The organism is Gemmobacter fulvus, assembly GCF_018798885.1.
Classification (GTDB): domain Bacteria; phylum Pseudomonadota; class Alphaproteobacteria; order Rhodobacterales; family Rhodobacteraceae; genus Gemmobacter; species Gemmobacter fulvus.
This window is the reverse complement of record NZ_CP076365.1, coordinates 25496-42820: the sequence shown is the minus strand read 5'-3', so window position 1 is coordinate 42820 and position 17325 is coordinate 25496. Positions and strand designations below refer to the sequence as shown.

At 61.7% G+C, this 17325-nt stretch carries 19 protein-coding genes and 3 pseudogenes; 13 read left to right on the top strand and 9 right to left on the bottom strand.

The window, feature by feature from the left end; all coding sequences use genetic code 11:
* Nucleotides 1-48: 48 nt before the first annotated feature.
* The 3 genes and pseudogenes from KM031_RS21105 (at nucleotide 49) to KM031_RS21095 (ending at nucleotide 2420) form a co-directional block, all read left to right on the top strand.
* Entirely contained in the window at nucleotides 49-1563 is a 1515-nt protein-coding gene (locus KM031_RS21105; RefSeq protein WP_038068513.1) for a catalase, read from the top strand.
* Nucleotides 1564-1808: 245 nt separating this feature from the next.
* Nucleotides 1809-1967: pseudogene (locus KM031_RS21100) on the top strand (transposase); the annotation flags it as partial.
* Nucleotides 1968-2027: 60 nt separating this feature from the next.
* A complete protein-coding gene (locus KM031_RS21095; protein WP_020952701.1) occupies nucleotides 2028-2420 on the top strand; it encodes a group III truncated hemoglobin in 393 nt (130 codons plus the stop codon).
* 124 nt (nucleotides 2421-2544) lie between these two features.
* Here the strand turns inward: KM031_RS21095 and KM031_RS21090 are convergent, their stop codons facing one another.
* From KM031_RS21090 to KM031_RS21075, 4 genes are all read right to left on the bottom strand, one after another.
* Nucleotides 2545-3246 (bottom strand): VIT1/CCC1 transporter family protein, encoded by a 702-nt coding sequence (locus KM031_RS21090; RefSeq protein WP_038068518.1) that lies wholly within the window; start codon nucleotides 3244-3246, stop codon nucleotides 2545-2547.
* Between the two features lie 271 nt (nucleotides 3247-3517).
* A complete protein-coding gene (locus KM031_RS21085; protein WP_215507790.1) occupies nucleotides 3518-4873 on the bottom strand; it encodes an IS1380-like element IS1247 family transposase in 1356 nt (451 codons plus the stop codon).
* A gap of 76 nt (nucleotides 4874-4949) precedes the next feature.
* Nucleotides 4950-5081, bottom strand: coding sequence for an HIT domain-containing protein (locus tag KM031_RS21080; RefSeq protein WP_245739662.1), 132 nt, complete (start codon nucleotides 5079-5081; stop codon nucleotides 4950-4952).
* A gap of 428 nt (nucleotides 5082-5509) precedes the next feature.
* Nucleotides 5510-5830: an H-NS histone family protein gene (locus tag KM031_RS21075; RefSeq protein ID WP_215507788.1), complete on the bottom strand. Its 321-nt coding sequence runs from the start codon at nucleotides 5828-5830 to the stop codon at nucleotides 5510-5512.
* A 425-nt stretch (nucleotides 5831-6255) separates the two neighbouring features.
* On the opposite strand from KM031_RS21075, the gene KM031_RS21070 reads away from it, so the two are divergent.
* Entirely contained in the window at nucleotides 6256-6660 is a 405-nt protein-coding gene (locus tag KM031_RS21070; protein WP_090271194.1) for a single-stranded DNA-binding protein, read from the top strand.
* Nucleotides 6661-6799: 139 nt separating this feature from the next.
* On the opposite strand, the gene KM031_RS21065 is transcribed toward KM031_RS21070, so the two are convergent.
* Entirely contained in the window at nucleotides 6800-7525 is a 726-nt protein-coding gene (locus tag KM031_RS21065; protein ID WP_215507786.1) for a helix-turn-helix transcriptional regulator, read from the bottom strand.
* Nucleotides 7526-7612: 87 nt separating this feature from the next.
* Here KM031_RS21065 and KM031_RS21060 point away from each other — a divergent pair, with 87 nt between their 5' ends.
* The 7 genes and pseudogenes from KM031_RS21060 to KM031_RS22730 all read left to right on the top strand — a co-directional run.
* Nucleotides 7613-8008, top strand: a complete 396-nt coding sequence (locus KM031_RS21060) for a RidA family protein (protein WP_139086600.1) — start codon at nucleotides 7613-7615, stop codon at nucleotides 8006-8008.
* Nucleotides 8009-8171: 163 nt separating this feature from the next.
* Complete coding sequence (locus KM031_RS21055; RefSeq protein ID WP_215507784.1) at nucleotides 8172-9371, top strand: DUF932 domain-containing protein; 1200 nt, start codon at nucleotides 8172-8174, stop codon at nucleotides 9369-9371.
* Nucleotides 9372-9497: 126 nt separating this feature from the next.
* Nucleotides 9498-9938 (top strand): JAB domain-containing protein, encoded by a 441-nt coding sequence (locus KM031_RS21050; protein WP_215507782.1) that lies wholly within the window; start codon nucleotides 9498-9500, stop codon nucleotides 9936-9938.
* Nucleotides 9939-10047: 109 nt separating this feature from the next.
* Nucleotides 10048-10538, top strand: a pseudogene (locus tag KM031_RS21045) (DNA repair protein RadC).
* A 102-nt stretch (nucleotides 10539-10640) separates the two neighbouring features.
* Nucleotides 10641-11195, top strand: a complete 555-nt coding sequence (locus KM031_RS21040) for a DUF6878 family protein (protein ID WP_246567446.1) — start codon at nucleotides 10641-10643, stop codon at nucleotides 11193-11195.
* Nucleotides 11180-12208 carry an IS110 family RNA-guided transposase gene (locus tag KM031_RS21035; protein ID WP_215507780.1) on the top strand — a complete coding sequence of 343 codons (1029 nt, stop codon included), beginning with the start codon at nucleotides 11180-11182 and terminating at the stop codon, nucleotides 12206-12208. Before KM031_RS21040 ends, KM031_RS21035 begins: the two co-directional genes overlap by 16 nt.
* A 319-nt stretch (nucleotides 12209-12527) precedes the next feature.
* Nucleotides 12528-12617: pseudogene (locus tag KM031_RS22730) on the top strand (DUF6915 family protein); the annotation flags it as partial.
* Nucleotides 12618-12800: 183 nt separating this feature from the next.
* Here KM031_RS22730 and KM031_RS21025 read toward each other — a convergent pair.
* The 4 genes from KM031_RS21025 to KM031_RS21010 are packed head-to-tail and all read right to left on the bottom strand — an operon-like array spanning nucleotide 12801 to nucleotide 16264.
* Nucleotides 12801-13493 carry an ABC transporter ATP-binding protein gene (locus KM031_RS21025; RefSeq protein WP_215507779.1) on the bottom strand — a complete coding sequence of 231 codons (693 nt, stop codon included), beginning with the start codon at nucleotides 13491-13493 and terminating at the stop codon, nucleotides 12801-12803.
* Between the two features lie 3 nt (nucleotides 13494-13496).
* Complete coding sequence (locus KM031_RS21020) at nucleotides 13497-14630, bottom strand: ABC transporter permease (protein WP_215507778.1); 1134 nt, start codon at nucleotides 14628-14630, stop codon at nucleotides 13497-13499.
* The gene (locus KM031_RS21015) at nucleotides 14627-15772 is read right to left on the bottom strand and encodes an efflux RND transporter periplasmic adaptor subunit (RefSeq protein WP_215507777.1); all 1146 of its coding nucleotides are present in this window, start codon (nucleotides 15770-15772) and stop codon (nucleotides 14627-14629) included. The genes KM031_RS21020 and KM031_RS21015 overlap by 4 nt, the downstream gene beginning before the upstream one ends.
* 3 nt (nucleotides 15773-15775) lie before the next feature.
* Entirely contained in the window at nucleotides 15776-16264 is a 489-nt protein-coding gene (locus KM031_RS21010; protein ID WP_215507776.1) for a cytochrome b, read from the bottom strand.
* Between the two features lie 80 nt (nucleotides 16265-16344).
* Between KM031_RS21010 and KM031_RS21005 the strand changes: the two genes are divergently transcribed.
* Both KM031_RS21005 and KM031_RS21000 read left to right on the top strand, forming a co-directional pair.
* Nucleotides 16345-16953 (top strand): TetR/AcrR family transcriptional regulator, encoded by a 609-nt coding sequence (locus KM031_RS21005; protein WP_215507775.1) that lies wholly within the window; start codon nucleotides 16345-16347, stop codon nucleotides 16951-16953.
* A complete protein-coding gene (locus KM031_RS21000; RefSeq protein WP_215507774.1) occupies nucleotides 16950-17306 on the top strand; it encodes a hypothetical protein in 357 nt (118 codons plus the stop codon). The genes KM031_RS21005 and KM031_RS21000 overlap by 4 nt, the downstream gene beginning before the upstream one ends.
* The last annotated feature ends 19 nt before the right edge of the window (nucleotides 17307-17325 follow it).

The following is a 17325-nucleotide window of genomic DNA, read 5'->3' as shown; positions in this document are numbered from 1 at the left end:
TCATTCTAAAGTGTCATGGAAATTCACATTATTTGAGGGAGAACGGCCATGTCAGATGATGTCTTAAACAAGGGTAAATGTCCGGTGTCCCACCTGACAACGGCTTTCGGTGCTCCGGTGGTCGACAACCAGAACTCAATGACCGCAGGGAAACGTGGGCCCGTGTTGGTGCAAGATATCTGGCTCAACGAAAAGCTTGCGAATTTCGTGCGCGAAGTCATCCCGGAGCGCCGCATGCACGCCAAAGGGTCCGGTGCGTTCGGCACGTTCACCGTGACCAACGATATCACCCACTACACACGCGCCAAAATTTTCAGTGAAGTTGGCAAGAAGACCGAGATGTTCGCCCGCTTCAGCACTGTGGCGGGTGAACGCGGCGCGGCAGATGCCGAGCGGGATATTCGCGGCTTTGCGCTCAAATTCTACACCGAAGAAGGTAACTGGGACATGGTGGGTAACAACACCCCTGTGTTCTTCTTGCGGGATGCCAAGAAATTCCCGGATCTCAACAAGGCCGTCAAACGCGATCCACGGACCAACATGCGTTCCCCGACAAACAACTGGGACTTCTGGACGCTTCTGCCCGAAGCCCTGCATCAGGTCACGGTGGTGATGTCTGATCGCGGCATTCCCAAAAGTTTCCGGAACATGCACGGGTTCAGCAGCCATACCTATAGCTTCTGGAACGACGCCGGTGAGCGTTTCTGGGTGAAGTTGCATTTCAGGACCCAACAGGGCATTGAAAACCTGACTGACGCAGAGGCAGCTTCGGTTGTGGCCGATGACCGCGAAAGCAATCAGCGCGATCTCTTTGATGCGATCGAACGCGGTGATTTTCCGCGCTGGAAGATGTATGTACAAGTGATGCCCGAAGCCGAGGCAGAAACCTATCACGTTCATCCGTTCGACCTGACCAAGGTTTGGTACAAGGAAGATTACCCACTTATCGAAGTCGGCGAATTCGAACTGAACCGCAATCCGGAAAACTATCACGCAGATGTCGAGCAGGCCGCTTTCTCGCCATCGAACCTCGTGCCGGGAATCAGCGTTTCGCCCGACAAGATGCTTCAGACGCGGTTGATCAATTATCCGGACTCACAGCGCTACCGACTGGGTGTGAATTACCAGCAGGTGCCAGTCAATGCCGCCAAATGTCCGGTCATGAGCAACCACCGAGATGGCCTTGGGCGGGCGGATGACAACTACGGCAGGCTGCCGCACTATCAGCCGAACAGCTTTGGCCAATGGGTCGATCAGCCCGAATACGCGGAGCCGCCACTCAAGATTGACGGAAACGCCGCAATGTTCGATTTCCGCGAGGATGACGACGATTATTACACGCAGCCCCGCAAGCTTTTCCAACTGATGACACCGGCACAACAACAGGTTCTGTTTGAAAACACCGGGCGAAACATGGGCGATGCTCCTGATTTCATAAAGCAGCGTCACATCGACAACTGTACGCGCTGCGACCGAAACTATGGCGAAGGTGTTGCCAAGGCTTTGGGCATGTCGGCCAAATCGCCAGAGGAACTGTCCCCAAAGCCTGAATTGGCAGAGTAACGCTTCACTGTAATTCTGGCGGGGCGAGTCGCGCGCCCCGGCCGGGACACACCGATAGAAAGCCGGAACATTACCATCGAAGGCATCGACAGGCGCCTTCGATGCGCGCCTGACAATGCGCCGCAACAGCGGTACACCGGCGAAAGAGATGGCGCTACGCGCTTAACCCCATATATCGATTTCATCCGCTTCGCCAAACGTTGCGCGCGGCTGGTAAGCCGCGTTTCCTGATCCTCGGGCAGGCCCTCAAGCTGTATTCGTTGCGCAACCTCGTCGAGCGGTGCTTCAACAAGCTCAAGAACGCACGAAGGGTCGCAACCCGCTACGACAAGACCGCCCAGAGCTTCCTCGGCTTCATCGACATCACCTCGATCCGTCTATGGATACGCCATTTGTCAACATGACCTAGAAGCCATGCGCAGAGGAAACACTCGTGACACAGAGGCAGGTGAAAGGGGGCCAGTATGAATGCGCGTAGGTTTGACATTACCGCCGAAGAAATCGGCGTGGTGGTCGCGCGCTTTTACGCAGACATTCGCCACCATCCAGTTCTTGGGCCAGTTTTTGCACGGCACGTCACGGATTGGTCAGAGCATGAAAGCAGGATCATGTCTTTCTGGCGTAACGCGATCCTGCGCGAACAGGGCTACGATGGAAACCCCATGTTCGTTCACAAAGAGGCAGGAGACATACGCGCTGAGATGTTTCCAATATGGCTGGACCTCTTTGATAAAGTGCTGGCTGCTAACCTCACAATAGATCAGGCCCGCAATTGGTCAGCCCTCGCGCACCGGATTGGCAAGGGCCTCAGCTATGGGCTTGCGCAGGCTGGCGATCCCCCAAACCTCCGCCGCTGATAGAGAGGCAGCAGTTTCATCAACCAAATCTTCGACAATGCCAGAGCCGTTAAGCCGGGCCCTTTTGAACTCTAAAATACCTTTCCCCCGATCCCCAAGAAGGGGGGATAGCCCCCCTGCCTGCCTAAACCGCGACCCCAAATAGTTTCCCGATAGCGGCGGTCACTGCCATCGCGGCACCGCCCCAGAAGACCACACGCAGTGTTGGTCGCAACAACTTGGCTCCGCCGGCCCAAGCCCCGAGAGCCCCGAGAACGGCAAGCGCGAGCAGCGTTGTCACAGTAACCACGACGGCGACAGTTTCTGCGGGTGAGACGAGCGCAGCAACCATCGGCACAGCCCCGGCCAAAGTGAACGTGAGCCCAGAGGCAAAGGCAGCCTGTAAGGGATTGGCGCTATGCACCTCAGAGAGGCCGAGTTCATCGCGCACATGGGCCCCAAGCGCGTCAGCTTCGGTCAACTCGCGCGCGACAAGCGCTGCCGTCGCGGGCGAGAGCCCTCGGCTCTCCCAGATAGAAGCCAGTTCCGCCTCCTCCTCCGCGGGTGTCTCGCGCAGAGCCTGCGCCTCACGGGCGATGTCAGCACCTTCAATATCCGATTGTGAGCTGACCGAGACATATTCCCCCGCCGCCATCGACATCGCCCCGGCGGCCAATCCCGCGGCGCCTGCAATCAACACCGCCTCTGCGGAAGGATTGGCGACCGCCACGCCCACGATGAGCGCCGAGATCGAGACGATCCCATCGTTGGCGCCGAGCACCGCGGCCCGCAACCAACCGCTGCGGTTGACGAAATGTACTTCTTCATGGGCTGACTGATAGGTCATGGCCGTCCCGCTCCAATTTCATACTGTCGATCTGACCCTGTAGATTCCAGCCTGCATTCCCCAAGTGGCGTGTCGTTTGAGGTGAAGATCGCCTGTATCCGAGCGCTAGACAAGGATTTTCTGCCGCAAGCGGCACCTGCGGTCGCGCAGACTGCTGGATCTGGACGGATCAGACCGCGAAGCCGCTGTTTCCTTGCCCAGGGGCGGCGTTTTTCAGCGCAGCGGACAGATCTGTCCAGCCGCTTTCGTTCAGTTTGAGCGTGGATCGCGATCATGCGCATAGCGGTGGCGCTCGCAATCGGCGGATAGCGGCGAGGATGGCGCGTACCATCGTGCCGGTGACAGCGACCTCGGCCAGCTGGAAGGTGATGGTGCGGGCGTGACGGACCACACGTGCCCCGATCTTGATCAGCTTCAGTTGCAGGCTGGTCAACGACCAGTCGGCCATGGCCTCGGGCAGCTCGATGCAGCGCAAGAAGGTGGCCAGATTGTACGCCGGGGCGTGCAGTTGCAGCCGCACCTCATTGTCGCGGAACTTCCGGCACGACAGCCGCGTCCAGCGAAAGGCGTATTTGCCCTCTTTGATGTGCTGCTCGGCGGTGCCGCGCTGGTTGTAGAACCGCACCACCCAGTCCGGCTCCATCGGCAGGTTGGTGACGATGAAGCCGACACGCGGGAACAGTTCGCCCGGATGCCATTCGATCTTGGCGATCACCCGGCGTTCCTTGTCCCAGGACGCCGCCTGATACTCGAATTCCTCGAAGAACCGCTTGACCTTGGTCAGTGACGGCCGCCCGACAGGGCGCGTTAGCCGATGCGCGATCTTGTCCTTGAGGACCGCGTTTGCGGGCAGCCGGATGGCGTAGAAGAACCGCGCTTCTTCCAATCGCTCATAGATCGCCGGGATCGCGTAGGCAGCATCGGCCCGGAAGAACCTGCCACCAAGGTCGCGCTCCGCGTAGCGCGCAATGACGGGGTCGAGAACATCACGCCAGCCATCGGCGCTGTGGACGTTGCCATGGCGCAGGGCGCAGCGTTCCAGCATCCCGAACTGGTTGAACAGAAAGTTGGGGTGATAGCAGCTACAGTCGAAATGGCCATTCCAGGCGGACCCTTCCTGGTCGCCATGGGTCGGGCTGACCGAGCTGTCCATGTCCAGAACGATGTACTTCAGCCCGTTACGGTCATGGAACCGGTCGATCCATTGCCCGTTCAGGTCGGCCAGCGCGGCACGGTTCCCGGCCAGAGCCAGCGTCTCGGTCTCGAACCGTCCCATCTGCGATGCCGAGGCCGCTTGTGCATCGACCGCTCTGCCGCCGACAACTTGGCGCATGACCGGATCGCAGGCGAGACGGTTGGCGTCGTTGACATCCTCGTATCCGGCCAGCCGCCCAAAGACTGATTGCCGGAACAGGCCGTCGAGCCGATGGACCGTGTTCTTGCCAGAGCGAGTATCGCGCAGCGCCGCTGACGCCAAATCGGACAACCCGAGCGCGTCATCAAGCTCGCGCATCACCAGAAGGCCGCCGTCGGAACTGAGCTGCGTGCCGCGAAATTCCAGCCGCACGCGAGGGTCGAAATCCACCCGATCTGCCCGTTGCAAGCCCGCACCCTCTGGGTGATCCATGAAACGCGCCCATCGCAGCCTTCAACACCATGTTTTATATAGGAAATATAATGGTCAGGACAGCGAAATCAGCGCCTTACTTGGGAAATGTGGGCTCAAACCAGACATGATGTGCTTTGGGAATGACAAGCACATGGCCTGCGCGGATCGGATGTAGGTCGAGGAAGGCCAGGATGCGGTCGCCCAGATAGACCCGATGAGCGAGCAATTCGCCGGAATCGATCCGGCAAAACAGGCAACTAACCTTGAAAGTTTAATTCTTTCATTTGACCCCATCGGGTTCCTGTTTCGTTCACAGTTACTGTCGAAAGGCATAAGTGCCAATACTTGGGTGACGTGCCGTGCAGCAACAGATTCTCGGACTCCCCATTAGCTGGGAGCAGCCGTAGATCCCAGCTCATTTCGTCAGGCTGATTGACGTCTCAGCCGAGGCGTGCTGCGCTATCTTGAAGGTCCGCAGTGGGCCGATAGCATCGGCAAGGCGGAGATAAGCGACCGGCATCTATGTCCGCTCTGCCGACCTTCACCCTCCGAAAATGCTGCGCGATGGACGAATGACCGGTTCGACGAAGCTGCGCCGCAGCGCCCGGCTAAGAAGCGAACGGCAGCAACGGGCCGAAAGCGTAGGTCAAGCCTTCAACTGATGGCTAGGTCGCTCGCGGTCTTTCCTGCCTCCAACGCCTCCACGAACCACTGCGGCTTGCGCCCGCGGCCGGACCAGGTGAGTGCCGGGTTCTCAGGGTGCCGGTATTTCGCCGCTGCAGGCGCACGGGAGGATTTCGTCTCGGTGCCGACGAGTTCGGCCAGGGAGTAACCCAGATCCCGGGCGAGAGCTTCCACCTTGGCACGGGCTTCCGCCTTCTGCCGATCCTCAAATGTGGAAATCGCCTTGGCGACGTCCTTCTGCACTTTCTTCAGCTCGCTGAGCGACAGTGCCTCGAGATCGTAATCAGCCATTGATGCGGTCCGTGTCCTGAATGTCCCGGTATCGATAGCCCGTCGCGGTAGGGTGCCGCAACTCCCGCAAGGCAAGGGCAGGGGTGGCAAAGGCTGTTGGTCACCATATCGTCGCCAGTGAGGTACTGAACTGGGGGTCAGGCTGTTCCGATTGGCAAGGTAACAAGTTCTGGCATGGGCTCCCCGCGCATCTCTGTCTCCCGGGCCATCCCTTCGACTGACAATCCCCTAATCCCGTTCGGGCTCTCGCGCGCAACCCCGCGTCAGTCCGGGCCGTGTTGCCCCTTCGGGGCTGCCCGCTCCACCCCGGTCCTCTGGGGGTTTCCGGCGTCCGTTCCGTCCACCGTGCACGCGTCACCCGACGGGCTTTTTCCGGGTCTTGTCGAAGGGACGGTCCCGAAGACAGGACACATAGGAGCGAACCCATGCAGAACATCGTCATCCTCGCCGGCAACATCGGTCAGACCCCCGAAGTCCGCACCACCCAGGGCGGCACCAAGATCACCAACTTCAGCCTCGCCACCTCCCGCCCCCGCCTCTCGGAAGGTCGCGTCCTGCGCGACGAGAACGGCTACCGGGTCATGGACACCGAATGGCACCGCATCACCTGCTTCAACGGTCTCGGCAAGACGGTCGCGGAGCATTGCGAAAAGGGCATGAAGGTCCTCGTCCATGGCCGCATCCACTACACCAAGTGGATCGACAGCATGGGGAACGACCGCTACGGCTGCGAGATCATCGCCGAGAAGGTCGACTTCCTGAGCCGCCCGAAGTCGGCCGAAAACGAAAACCCCGAGCTGGTCGACCGCGACGACGAGATCCCGTTCTGAAGAACAGGGTCACCCCCTCGGGCCCGGCGGGGAAACCCGCCGGGCCCGAGGGGGGGCAACCCGCCGGGTTCGCTGCACTGCCGCAAGGCAGCTTTGAGCCCAATTTGACCGATGCTGCCCAGTGCCTGGATGACCGCTATCAAGAGCGCTTCTGCAATTCGCTGTATGGACAGACATCATCTTCAAACGGAACGTGGCGGCGACGACACCTTGTTCCCGCTACAGCCTCTGGCTTGCCGATCCGGTCCATCCTGAAATGACGGAAGTCCTCGCGCCCGGGGTCCCATCCCACAAGATACCAAAGCGGCGGCAGGATGAGCATGGCCTGCGGTTCGACTTCGCGCCGTGTAAGCTGGCCCTTCGCATCGCGATAATCAAAGCGGATGAATTCGCGTTGAAGAAATGCTTTCTCGAACGCCGGTAGCAGGTCTCGGTCCATCTTGCCCATGTCCGACAGGTTCTGGAGCGGTGAAAGCTTACCGATGTGCAGACAGTCCAGAAAGGCGCGCAGATCTTTCACCTTGTCGCCGGGCAGCGACTTTTCGATTTTGGCCAGTCCAGCATCCGCAAGTTCCGAGAACGGTAGGTTTCCAGCCGCGCGCATGGCGGCGACGCTGATCAGAAGGGCGAAGACCTCGGGCACTGATAGCCGCGCATTCGTCTGGACGGACTGCGGATCAAGCTGAAGCCCGCCGCCACGACCGACATCGGAATGTATCACATAGCCCTGATTCCGGAGCGCGATGATGTCACGCAACACGGTGCGGCGGGAGGTGCCGACCTCTTCGGCCAACGTTTTGATCGTGGATGTCCCGTTGCGGCGGAGCATGCGCACGATGGCGTCTTGTCTGATGCGAATATCCATACCCTCACCTTAGCATATAAGGTGACAGATTTTGGCACTGTTTCAATCTACACGGTTTCCAGCAAAGCAAAACAGGAGACTTGCAACATGGAACGGAAAGCTGTGAATCCTTGGGATTGGTCGATCAAGCTGGGCTACAATCAGGCCGAAATCATCGACGGAGCTACCCGTCAGTTGATCTGCGCGGGCCAAACCGGCGTCGACCGCGAAGGCAACCCGCTGCATCCCGGTGATATGCGCGGTCAGATCGGCGCGGCGCTCGACAACCTCGAGGCCGTTCTGAAGCACGCAGGCATGAACCTGAGCAATGTCGTGAAGCTCGGTGTTTTCGCGACCGATGTCGATGAAGCGCTGAAGAATTTCGACTTGATGGGCATGCGATTTGGCCCGCATCAAGTGGCCCCGCCGATGACGCTATTGGGGGTGACACGCCTCGCGATTCCCGGACTTCTCTTCGAGATCGAAGCAACGGCTTTGGCCTGAGAAACGGAGAAAGCGGCCGTTCGAGGCAAAACCGTGAACGGCCGCTTCGTCGGAATTGCAGCCGATCATGCCAAGATTTCGAGAGTGAGAGGATTGCCGGTTTTCCGGTGACGGGTTGAGGGTTGGGAGAGTGGCTCCCGGCGCCCGTCGCGGGAGATAGCCGATGGGCGTTGCTGAAGTTCTGGATCCGGTCGCACCGGCGCGGGTGGGTGGCTGGAAAGTGGACGCGAGCCGGGGTGAGCGGAACGGGCGGGTGTCGTCCGAATGGTTCAACCGGCCCGATGACGAGCGGTATCTGTCGCTCGATGATCTCTGGGCCAATGTGAAGGGTCGCTCCGAGCGCAGCCGTAGCCGGGTGGTGCAGACGGCGGATATCCGGGTCGAGGCTGCGCGCGACAGCGCCGAGCGGTTGCACCTGATGCTACCGAAGGCACATGAACCGGTGGCACCCACGCACTGGGCCTTCGGCCAGCTTGCGAGCATCGTCGGCGCCCCGGCCTCCTACCTGCGGCAGTTGCCCGCGCCGCTGGCGGGGATCAACCTGCAATACGGGCTTGCCAACCACCGCGCAGAGCAAGTGAAGACCTTCGAGACCGAGGATGGCCGGACCGAACTGCGCGCCGTGACCGGTCCCGACTATGGCCGCATCCATGACCACGAACTGGTCGAGGCGGTGCAGCGCATCGCGGGCAATGGCACGGGCGACACGCGCTGGAAGGTGCCGGGCGTGCTCGACTGGTCGACCGGGGTCTACAACCCCGATGTCGAGATCAGCCGCGACACGACCACGCTCTATGCCTCGGACCGCGACGTCTTTCTGTTCCTGGTTGACGATCACAACCCGATCGAGGCGGGCCGGCTGCCCGACGGCTCCCCCGATCTCTACTTCCGGGGCTTCTACTGCTGGAACTCCGAGGTGGGGGCCAAGACCCTCGGCATGGCAAGCTTCTACCTGCGGGCGGTGTGCCAGAACCGCAACCTCTGGGGCGTCGAGGATTTCCAGGAGATCACCATCCGCCACTCGAAATATGCAGCCTCGCGCTTCGCGCATGAGGCCGCGCCCGCGCTGACGCGGTTTGCCAATTCCTCGCCGCAGGGCTTCGTGAACGGCATCAAGGCGGCGCGGCAGCAGATCGTCGCGCGGACGGATGAGGACCGGGATGACTTCCTGCGCAAGCGCGGCTTCTCGAAGGCGGAGTCAGGCAAGATCATCGAGAAAGTCCTGATGGAAGAGGGCCGCCCGCCCGAAAGCATCTTCGACTTCGTGCAGGGCATCACGCGCCTTGCGCGCGACAAGACCCAGCAAGATGCGCGCCTCGACATGGAAGGGCGCGCCAAGAAGCTCCTCGACCGGGTCGGCTGAGGCTGGGCCCGGCAACGCGACCGCCCTCGCGCGCGGCGGTCGCGCTTTCCCCTTCCAAATGCATGCCACTGGCCCCGCCCCGAGAGGGCAGGGGGCTTCGGCCTGCGCATTTCAGCGAGAACCTTCATGACCCCCCAGGAAGAAACCGTCATCCTCGAGGCCCGCGACATCCTCGGCCGTTATCTCAGCCAAAACCCCGTCATCGGCAGCTGGCAGGCGCTGATGGACTATTGCGCGTTCAGCGTCAGAGGGCCCATTGAGCGCTTCCACGTGCTCTACCTCGACCGCAAGAACCGCATCATCTCCGCAGAGCTTCTCTCGACCGGCACGGTCGACCATGTCCCGGTGTATCCGCGCGAGGTGATCAAGCGGGCGCTGATGCTGAACGCCAGCGCCCTGATCCTGATCCACAACCACCCTTCGGGCGATCCGACGCCCTCGGAAGCCGATCTCAGCATGACCAAGGAGATCCAGAAGGGGTGCAGGTATCTCGGCCTCACGCTGCACGACCACATCATCGTCGGTGCCGGGACGGAGCTGAGCCTGCGGGCCTTCGGCAAGCTCTGACGCGTCTTTCCGACTTGCCACCGCCGCCCCTTCGAGGAAGAGGGCGGCGTTTTGGTCTTTGACGGATGAGGCGGGGAGAGAGGCTTCCCGCGCCGTCGGAGAGCTTCCCATGTTCGACCTGCCCTTGCCAATCCACCCGACCGTCGACGCGCGGGGCGTCCCGCAACATTTTCCCTCGGGCGACACCGACCCCAACCACCTCTTCGCCCTGACCCTGTCGCGCCGCGCACCGGCTGATCTCATGTCGGGCCGCGCGGCTCCGCTCGTCCTCTCCCGTTTCGCGACGCTGGCCCAGGCCATGCAGGACGCGATCCACCACGCCGAGGGGATAGCTCCGGATGCCGCGCCGCAGCTTCTGGCCATCCTAGACCGCGATGAGCGGCTTGTTCTGGCTGGTGCCACCCGGTCACGAGCGCAGCCGAAGCGCGGGGCGTCGTGACCGAGGCGAGCCAGTTGCGCGCGCAGGCGGGCCGCGCGGCCACTTGGGGAGAGCCCGATCTCGCGCAGCGGCTGCGCCACCGCGCCGATCTTCTGGACGGGCGTCTTGTCGACCCGCTCTGGCGCGCCTTCGCCGCCCGGGCGCTGCAACTCGCGGCGTGAGGCCCGAGAGGCAGAGAAGGGCATGGGGGGATTTGGAGCTTGTCCGGGGGAGAGAGATCGTCCGGACCGGATCCGATCCCTTCCCTCTACCGGAGACACACGATGACCCTGACTGAACCTACCCTTGCGCCGCCGATGGCCCCCACGACCGTCGACATGGCGCAGATCTTCGCCGCTCATTCCGAGCGCGCGGCCCGGATCGAAGCTTTGCGCCCCGGCAACAAGGATCGTCTCTTCGACGGCCTCATCGCCGCCGGCATCACCCATGTCACTGTCACCTTCGACGGTGCTGGAGACAGCGGCCAGATCGAAAGTATCGGCGCATGGTCCGGCGAGACAGCGGTCGATTTCCCCGCGACCGAGATCGCATACGCCGCCCTGACCTGGGACGACCCAGAGGTCGAGATGCGGCAGCTCTCGCTGGAAGATGTCGTCGAGCAACTCGCCTACGACTTTCTCTCCGACACCCATGGCGGTTGGGAGAACAACGACGGCGCCTGGGGCGAGTTCTGCTTCGACGCTGCGGCCCGCTGCATCCACCTCGAGTTCAACGAGATGGGGTGGTTGCCGCCCTCCCCAGCGGCCACGCCTGTGTGCCAGGATGACGTGGGGCATCACCCATCATGCGGAGAGGATGAAGAATGTTGGAAACGATGATCGGCGTGGATTTGGCGAAGTCAGTATTTCAGGTGCATGGCGCTTCGATGACAGGCGTCGTGAAGTTTCGCAAGCGGTTGACCAGAAGCCAGTTCCGCCGGTTTCTCGCAGCTGAGCCCAGGTCCGTTTTCGTAATGGAAGCTTGCGGCAGCGCGCATTACTGGGCGCGCGAGATGGTCAAGACTGGCCACGAGGTGAAGCTGATTGCCCCGCAGTATGTGCGCCCCTTCGTCAGACGACAAAAAAACGACGCGGCCGACGCGGAAGCGATTGTGATCGCAGCTCAGCGTCCAGAGATGACGTTTGTAGGCACGAAGGACGAAAATCAGCAGGCAAGCGCGGTCCTCTTTCGGTCAAGGGAGCGTTTGATCCGGCAGCGCACGGTTGCAGTCAATGCGCTGCGGTCGATCCTCTACGAATTCGGGCATGTTGTGCCTTCGGGCATTCGCAACCTTCGGCGGATCGAGGAAATTCTCGCTGATGAAAACAGCGATCTGCCATCTCTAGTTCGGAGCGAGTGTCTCGATATCATAGCACAGATCCGGGAACAGACGGTTCGGATTGAGGCGAAGACTAAGACTGCCAAGGAATTGGCCTCGAAGGATGACGTCGCTCGGCGACTTCAGACCATGCCGGGTGTGGGCCCTCTGACAGCGCTCGCTGTAGAAACCTTTGCTCCAGAAATGTCGACATTCAAAGGCGGTCGAAATTTCGCTGCCTGGCTTGGGCTTGTCCCGCGCCAGTTTTCGTCGGGAGGCCGCGAGAAGCTCGGCCGTATCTCCAAGGCAGGGCAAGCTGACATACGGCGGCTCCTGATTGTCGGTGCCATGTCACGTCTGAACTGGATGGGCAGGAAGACGGTCCCCGAAGGGTCATGGCTTGCGCGCATGATTGCGAAGAAGCCGCGGATGCTTGTGGCAATTGCGCTGGCAAACAAGATGGCCCGGACGATTTGGGCGATGCTGACCAAACAAGAGGATTACCGAGAGCCAGCAACTGGCTTGGCGACGTAAGAGAATCTGGCGCCAGTTGTTGCTGGCGACAGAGGTGTAGGAAGTCGACGACCTGAATGGGCGAAATGATCGAACAGATCTGGGTCAGGAAAACCAGCGAATCGCTCGGAGCGAAAAAGCCCGTCAACGAGTTCTGGACCTGATCCGCAGATCACCATACCGGCCTGCAGCCAACGACACGGCTACGACAGAAGGCCTGACACAAGACCGCACTCGATCTGATCCGTTTAGGCTGAAAACTCCTTGCATCACGGGCGGCAACCACACAAGCGGTACACCTCGTCCGAACTCTTCACCCATGATTTCTGAGGGGGCGGCGATGGCACATCCCTATCATCACGCCCTGTCCTCGGTGAAGAAATGGGGCGGCACGGTCGACGACTTCATCGCGGTGCATGCCTGGTTAGATGTTACCTGGACAGGCAAGGATTTTCTTGGCGCCAAGGGTAGCGATAGTCCATAGGAGGGACCCCGCCGTCCGCACTGCGCGGATCAAAGCGCTGGCGGTGCGGACGGCGGGGAGGTCCCTGTGGCCTATCGCGATTGTCGCGCATCTCCGATTCATCTGTTTATGCTTGACTGTCCTTAGGCACTAATCATCTGCCAATTTTCCGTCGCGCAGATGGATAAGCCGATCGAAGCGGTCGAAGATTTTCTCGTCATGGGTGACCGTCAGGATGCAGGCTTCCTGTTCGGCGGCAAGCTTTCGCAGCAGGTCCATGACCAATTGTGCGCGTTTGCTGTCCAATGCCGCGGTCGGCTCGTCCGCAAGGATGATCCGCGGGCGGTTGGCCAGCGCGCGTGCGATGGCAACCCGCTGCGCCTCGCCCCCTGACAGCAGTGCGGGCTTGACCGGGGCGCGGTGGCCGACCTCGAGATAATCGAGAAGCTCTTTTGCCCGCTCCTTTCCCTTTTCGGGCGCCCAACCGGCAAGGTCGAGGACGAGGGATACATTTTCTGCCGCCGTCAGGAAGGGCAGCAGGTTGTGCGCTTGAAAGATGAAGCCAATCTTGTCCAGCCGCAGGCGGCGCAGATCGCTGCGCAGCCATTTGCCGTCAAAGACCGGATCACCGTCCAGCACCACGCGGCCCGAGGACGGGTCAAGGATGCAGCCGATGATGTTCAGAAGCGTCGTCTTGCCAGACCCCGACGGCCCTAGAAGTGCGATCACCTCGCCTGCACGCACCTGCAGGTCAACCTGGCGGAGGGCATCGACGCGGGTTTCGCCATCGCCATAGTGCTTGGCCACGGCCTGCACATCGACCAGAATATCACCGATCGCCATGGCTCAGCCTCCCAGCGCGGTGGCGGGGTCCACCTTCAGGGCCGCGCGCACGCCCAGACCGCTGGCGGCCAGACAAACCACGACGATGATCCCGGCCAGAACGGCCACGTTGAACGGCTCCAGCACGACGCGGCGCGGAAAGACATCTTTGACCAGCAGGATCAGGATCAGACCGATGCCCCAACCTGCGGTCCCAAGGATCAGCGATTGCTGCACGATCAGCCCGATGATGGTGCGGTCGGGGGCGCCGATCAGTTTCAGCGTGGCGATCTGCTTCAGCTTTTCCATGGTCATGGTGTAGATGATCAGCGCGATCACCACGGCCGACACCGCCAGCAGGATACCCAGAAACAGCCCGATCTGACGCCGCGCCTTGTCCACGACCGAGGCCAGCAGGATATTTTCCTGTTCGATCTGGCTAAGGGCCGCCAGATGCTTCCATTGCCGCAAGGTTGCTGTCAGCAAATCGACATCCGCGCCGGGGGTGATGCGCACGATTACCGCCGCCACCGAGGCCGACTTGACCGCCCCCGCCCCGCGCGCGGCCTGCACCCGTTGATCTGCCGGAGCAAGTTCCGTTTGCAGCGCCATCGCATCGGCAAGCGTCATATAGACCGCCGGATCGCCGCCCGAGTTCATCGCCCCTTCGACCAGCCCGACCACGGTAAAGCGGTTGCGGCCAAGGCGGATGGTATCACCCAGCACAAGGCTGGTCTTGCGGTCGGCCACCAGTTCGAAATGGCTGGTGCCGATGCCGCGCCCTTCAGCGATGACCTGCGGGCCACCCGGTCGCCCCGGCTCATACCCAACGACGTAGAGCCGCAAGGTCCGGTCAAGAAACGGGGCCTCCACGGTCTGGTAATTGATGGCACCCGCTTCGGCCACGCCGGGCATGCGCGCCACGGTATTGCGGCTGTCGGCGGGAATGGAGGAGGCTTCGGCGAAAGGCCCCTTGGTGCCCGCCTCGACCACCCAGACATCCGCTGCGGGGGCCTCGACCACCGCCAGCGCATCAGCCACAAGGCCATTGTAGATGCCGATCATCGCCAGAACGACCGTCATCAGCAGGCCCAAGCCAAAGCAGGTCAGCACAAAGCGGAACAGCCCATGCCGGATGTCTTTCAGCGCCAGATTCATGGCGCGTCCCCGATCCGGGCCAGTCTGCCTTCGTCGGCGCCTTTCGGCGGCATGGCGACAATCGCGGCACCCTCGGGCAGGCCGCCTGTCACCTCGACCCGGCCCCGGTCGTCGCGCGCGCCAAAGGTCAGCTCGGCGCGGCGCAACCGACCATCCTGCACCAGCCAGACTATGCCGCGAAAGCCGTCAAAGCCGGTGATCGCCACCTCGGGCACCATCAGCGCGTTGTCGCGTATGCCGGTCAGGATGCGTACTTCGGCCTGTTCGCCAAGGAACATCGCTTCGGGGCAGTCGGAACAGGTCAGCCAGACGCGGCGCTCTTCGTTCACGCGGTCACTTTCCAGCCCGATCCGGGCGACGGTGCCGTGAAACTCGGCCGCGGGCTGTGACCGCAGGCGGATGACGCCCTCTTGGCCAAGCGCCAGTTGGCCGGCGCGTTCTTCGTCGATGAAGGCCTGAACCCAGACGGTTGCGGGATCAACCAGTATAAAGATCGGATCTCCGGCCTTGACCACCGTGCCCGGCTCGACATTGCGGGCCACAATAACCGCATCATAGGGTGCGACCAGCCGGTGATGGGCGAGCAAGGTTTGTTCCAGTTGCAAGGCGGCCGCCGCATCTGCGCCCTGCGCGCTGATCACGGCCAGATCGGCTTCGGCCAAGGCCAGTTCGGCCCGCGCCACATCCTCGTCGCGCTGTGCCTCCTCGGCTCGCTGGATAGAGGCGACGTCCTGCCGCGCAAGTTCCTTCTGTCGATCGTTCGCGGCAATGCGCTGTGCCAGAACTGCCTGCGCCCGCGCCACTGCGGCATCGGCCTTGGCCTGACCGGCGGCATTTGCCGCAACCGCTGCCTGCGCCCGCGCAACGCGCGCTATCTGCTCAGCCGGATGCAAGGCGGCCAGTTCCTGTCCGGCCTTGACCGCATCCCCTGCATCTGCCGACACCGACACCAATGCCGCGCCAACTTCGAACCCGACGCGCGACAGGATCCGGGCCTCGACGGAACCTAGACCGTAAAGGCGCAAGGGCACCCCGGTTTCAGCCACGACAACCGTCACAGTCAGGGGCCGTTCGGTCAGAAACCAGCCCGCCGCCGCCAGCCCAACCAGTGCAACCGCGCCAAGGATCCAGGTTCTGCGCATCGCTCAGCCCTCGGCCCGGCGCATGCGGTTGATCAGGCCATCTTTCAGCACAAAGTGGTGATACAGCGAGCCCACAAAATGCAGCGCAACCAGTGCCAGCAGCACGATCTTCAGCACGTTGTGCCCTTGCGCAGCCAGATCGACGCCGCCGAACCAGGCCATCGACCCGCTGAGCGGCATCAGGATCATCAGCGCGTAAAGCCCGACATGCGCGGCCTTTGCCAAGGCGCGCTGCATCGCATTGTCGCCGACCATGGCGGGCGCGCCGCGCCGTGCCCGGATCGACAGCCGCCACAGCGCAAACAGCATGACCAGCGCTCCGCCTGCGACATGGGCCAGAACCAGCGGATTGAAGGTGGTTTCCAGACCTTTCGTCGTCGCGTCCCATGCGGCAGCAATGGCATCCTTGAACAGGTATTGCTGCACGATCAGCAGGGCCGCGCCCCAGTGCAATGCGATCTGAAGACGGGTGTATCCTTTGGGGCTTGGCATGGCGGTCCTTTCGGTCTGGCGAATCAGCTTGCTTGGCTTGCAGATTATGTTAGTAATTACTTACTTACAAGAGGTGCCCCATGTTGCGTCGCAAATCCGCCGAGGATCGCAAGACCGAAATCATTGCCGCCGTTCTGGACTTGGCCGACCGTATCGGCCCGGACCGGCTGACGACCAATGAAATCGCGCAAGAGGTCGGCGTGACCCAAGCCGCGATATTCCGGCATTTCCCGACAAAGGCGGAGCTTTGGACCGCGGTCGGGGACGCTATCGCGGATCGGCTGGAATGCGCGTGGCAACAGGCTGTGACGAACAGCGAAAGCCCGCAGGCACGGCTAAGGGCGCTGATCGCCGCACAGTTGCAGCAGATCGGGGAAACCCCCGCGCTTCCGGCCATTTTGCATTCCCGCGAATTGAACGTGGACAATGCCGCCCTGCGCGACCGGTTTCGTGGGGTTCTGATGCAGTATCAGGCGCATCTGGTGGCAAACCTGCATGCCATGGCCCAAGCCGGGATGATGGGTGCGGGCGTTCAGCCAAAGGATGCCGCCGTGCTTCTGACGTCGCTTGTTCAGGGCATTGCCATCCGGTGGAGCCTTGGCTCGCGCAGCTTTGACATCGTGCCCGAGGGGATGCGCCTGCTGGAGGTGCAACTGGTTCTGTTTGCCCGCAAGGAGATGCAGACATGAAAACGCATCACATCGCCGGTGTAGCGGCCATAGCCTTTGGGTTGTTGAAGCTGATATCGGGTGGATCGGCCCTGTTCGGCTTGGTCGACATGGGGGCCGTCGTGCCCTTTGTCTTGTGGTTCAACTTCCTCGCAGGCTTCGCCTATGTCATTGGCGGCCGGCTTCTGATGATCGGGCATCGGCTTGCGTTGCCCGTCGCGCTGACCATCCTGATCGCGAACGCAACGGTGTTTGCCGTGTTCGGCTGGCGGGTTTTTGTGGGGGATGCCTTCGAGGCGCGCACTGTCGGCGCGATGACGTTTCGGACAGCTTTCTGGGTAGCGATGGTCTGGGCTTCCGTGCGAAGATCATGACATCTGGTATGAGTTTGCT